The organism is Planctomycetia bacterium, assembly GCA_034440135.1.
GTDB lineage: Bacteria > Planctomycetota > Planctomycetia > Pirellulales > JALHLM01 > JALHLM01.
This window is the reverse complement of sequence record JAWXBP010000186.1, coordinates 1-3314: the sequence shown is the minus strand read 5'-3', so window position 1 is coordinate 3314 and position 3314 is coordinate 1. Positions and strand designations below refer to the sequence as shown.

Annotated in this window: 5 protein-coding genes; 3 read left to right on the top strand and 2 right to left on the bottom strand. The window is 59.8% G+C overall.

Annotated elements, in window-relative coordinates; translation table 11 throughout:
* Window positions 1–537, bottom strand: a 537-nt coding sequence (locus SGJ19_10905; GenBank protein ID MDZ4780753.1) for a sialate O-acetylesterase, incomplete at its 3' end; no start/stop codon positions are given.
* A 343-nt stretch (window positions 538–880) separates the two neighbouring features.
* On the bottom strand, window positions 881–1594 hold the full coding sequence (locus SGJ19_10900; protein ID MDZ4780752.1) for an SDR family oxidoreductase: 714 nt from the start codon (window positions 1592–1594) through the stop codon (window positions 881–883).
* A gap of 517 nt (window positions 1595–2111) precedes the next feature.
* Between SGJ19_10900 and SGJ19_10895 the strand changes: the two genes are divergently transcribed.
* The 3 genes from SGJ19_10895 (at window position 2112) to SGJ19_10885 (ending at window position 3254) form a co-directional block, all read left to right on the top strand.
* The gene (locus SGJ19_10895; GenBank protein ID MDZ4780751.1) at window positions 2112–2519 is read left to right on the top strand and encodes a fasciclin domain-containing protein; all 408 of its coding nucleotides are present in this window, start codon (window positions 2112–2114) and stop codon (window positions 2517–2519) included.
* A gap of 119 nt (window positions 2520–2638) precedes the next feature.
* Window positions 2639–2815, top strand: a complete 177-nt coding sequence (locus tag SGJ19_10890; protein ID MDZ4780750.1) for a hypothetical protein — start codon at window positions 2639–2641, stop codon at window positions 2813–2815.
* Window positions 2816–3044: 229 nt separating this feature from the next.
* A complete protein-coding gene (locus SGJ19_10885) occupies window positions 3045–3254 on the top strand; it encodes a hypothetical protein (protein MDZ4780749.1) in 210 nt (69 codons plus the stop codon).
* Window positions 3255–3314: the final 60 nt, after the last annotated feature.

Genomic DNA, 3314 nt, shown 5'->3' with positions numbered 1-3314 from the left:
TGCCAGTTCGGCCTCACTCCAGGCAAACTCCCCGCTGCTCGGCGGGCGGAAATCGGTGTGCAGACTTCGGCCGCCCCACGAGGTCTTGATGATGAGCACTGGCTCATTCAGCCGCTTCTCCATCGTCAGGCCGAAGGTGAACTCAGGGCCGATCTTGTTCTCCGGGGCGCCGAACCCGGCCGTCAGCTTGCCCTTCGCCTCTGTCAGGTCGGAGTAGGCGTCGCCGAGGCAACCGACCGACGAGATCCACACCCTTTCGCACACATGCGGTTTGCCGTCCGGTCCGAGCATCTCCTTCAAGAGCGGGGCCTTCTTCGGGTCGTCGGCCATCGAGTCGAAAGTCGAGATGGCGGCGTGTCCCTGCATGTTCGACTGCCCGGCCAGGATGAACACCTTGAGAGGCTTTTTGACTTCGCCCGAACGATCTTCTTGGCGCTGACCTTCCACCGGCTGCTCGTCCGCGCGAGCCTGCCCCAAACAGCCGATTGCCAGGACTGCCCAAAAAACGAACGTTGATGTCGCTGACCGAAGGTGCATAAGAACCTCTGTTGCCGACCTTGTTCCAAGAAGGTTTCCGCCGATCACCAATGGGCCGAAGTTGGGCCACCTGGCGCAAAGGCAATTAATTCTCGTAAGTCGAATCGTAGCTGTTGGTTGCTCCATTGTCACGCGATTGTGGGTGTGATCGGGGGCCACGCCCAAAGTTGATCGGACCCACGCCAAACATCCCGCCGGGTGGCGGACATTGCGTCGGCCTGGGTCGGACACGCACCCGTAATGTGCGCACGTGCGGATGCCACGCGCGGCGGCACAATACTCGCATGCTCTGTTATGGAAGAAATGCGGCGGTTCGCGCTGCCTTCGCGGGAAATCGCGCGGTTCAACGTGAGCGGACCGAACCCAAGCCGCCGTCGATTCCCAGCACCTGGCCCGTGACCCAACTCTGCTCCGAACTAAGCAGCCACTCAATTGCGGCGGCGACGTCTTCCGGTTCCCCGATCCTCCCCAATGCGTGCATGGCCGTCGAAGCCTTCAACGAGGCGTCGTTGGCCGTCAGTCGGACGGTCAGGGGCGTGCGGACCAGCCCTGGCGCTACACAGTTGACCCGGATGCCGCGAGGCCCGTAGGTCGCGGCTGCGGAAAGTGTCAGGCCGATCACCCCTGCCTTCGCGGCGGCAATGGCTTCGTGATTCGCCAGGCCGGTGCGTGCAGCAGCCGAGGACACGAGGACGATGGACCCGCCAGCATTCAGCATGGTTTTGGCGGCGGCCCGCACGACGGCAAAGGCCGTGGTCATATTCGTCGCGACGGTGGATAGCCACTCGGCCTCAGTCGTTAAGTGCGCAGGTTTGAGAAGCAACGAACCCACGCAATTCGCGACGCCATCGAGTCGACCATGCAATTGAACCACCTTCTCGACACAGGCATCCACTTCCTCAAAGCGCGTGGCATCGAGTGGGAATATCGACGCCTGAAGTTCGGCGCCAAGCAATTCGAGCTTCTCGACGTTCCGGCCGGCTATCACTAATCGCGCGCCGCGAGACGCCAGCCGGCGCGATAAACTTGCGCCGATGCCGCCCGCAGCGCCGAACACGAGGTAGGGTAGGAAGGCGTGGGATTGCTGTCGGGCGGCGTCATGCTGAAACCCTTGGGCGACGATGCATAGGGGCGGCAGACACGGCTCACCCGCGACGGTCCCATTTTCACCGAAGTCTAGGCGGATCCGGCGGGACGACAAGTGATTTCGTTCTCCTTACGGTGGCAGATTTCGCTGGCGCTTTTCGACCCTGGACGATTCCGTTGCGGCGGCGCCGCCAATCGAGGCCGTGCGTTTGGTCCCACTCTTGCAAACGGTGCAGCGGCGCTGCGAATTCCGAACGGCGTCAGCACTTGTGGCTGCGGCACTACTCCCGGCCACAGCTGACGTGGCAAACACGTTCAATTGGCAGGCCTCAGCGGGCAGCATCCGCCGGTTTCGCCAGACTTTTTCCAGGCCTCCCAAGATTTCGCGTTAAGCCGCGGTTATTGTCGCGGTTTTCTCGACGTGAACGATTTGCACGATTTTTGCCATTCAGGCGCGTGCGACGAACCTTTTAGAAAGGAACTCGAAGATGCATGACATTGTGGACACGGCTGTAGCGGCCGGGCCGTTCAAAACACTCGTGGCTGCTGTTCAGGCTGCCGGGCTGGTGGAAACGCTGAAAGGGGCTGGCCCCTTCACGGTGTTTGCCCCCACGGATGACGCCTTTGGCAAGCTTCCCGAGGACGTCGTGGCAGGTCTGCTCAAGCCAGAGAATCAGGCCAAGCTGCAAAGTGTGTTGACGTATCACGTCGTCTCCGGAAAGGTCATGGCCTCCGACGTGGTCAAGCTGAAGTCTGCCAAATCGTTGCAGGGACAAGAGTTGACGATTGACACCAACGACGGTGTGAAAATCGACGGAGCAAATGTCGTTCAGACTGATATTGCGTGCAGCAATGGCGTGATTCACATCATCGATTGCGTCGTGCTGCCCAAGTAGAGATTCGAGCGGTTGGATTGTTGCGATCTCAATTGCAGCTACCGGGCAATCGGACTGGCTGCAGTTGAGAAGCAACCGCGACACGATAGTGAATTCCTGCTGAGCACAGAAAGAACAGTATGACAAAGATTCAAATGGCCAAACTTGGCTTTGTGGTTGCGGCCGGCGCGTCGTTCTTGTTCTCCGTCTCGCTCTGGTTTACAGGCAGCAAGCAAGAAGGCGTGTTCGTGGGCCTCTGGGTTCCGTCAATCCTGAGTTTCGGGACTCTGCTGCTGGGGAGGCGGTCCAATGGATGACGTCGTAATCTTTATGGTTGGCTGCGGAGTGGCGGGCCTAGCAATCGCCTCTGCCTTGCTCGCGGTCATTGCCAGCGATCATCCAGATGACAAATGACTCTGACGTAAGGCCACGCCAAACGAATTAGAGGTCAGCTCAGAAACCGAATACTCGCTAGCTGACTTCTGGACTACGGTGATTGTGTTGAAAATCGACCTCTTCCTAACTGCCGACAATGAGGACCGTCAAATGGAGACCGAGCACACGACCACGTGGCCTGACCTGGCGATCGGGCTTTACGACCGCCTGACTGGGCGAAAGGCCGAGATTGTCTACGAGTTCGCGGACTTGCACATTCAGATTCCCGCCGGGACCGGCGCCCAGGCGGAACGCGCGAAATGGGTCTTGAATGGGATTGTGAAAATCCGCACGGGGGAATCGGGCCAACTCCCAAACTGACGATGGCCGGCCGAATCGACGGTGAGGTCAACGGCCGGCCTGTCAGTTTGACTGCAGAGG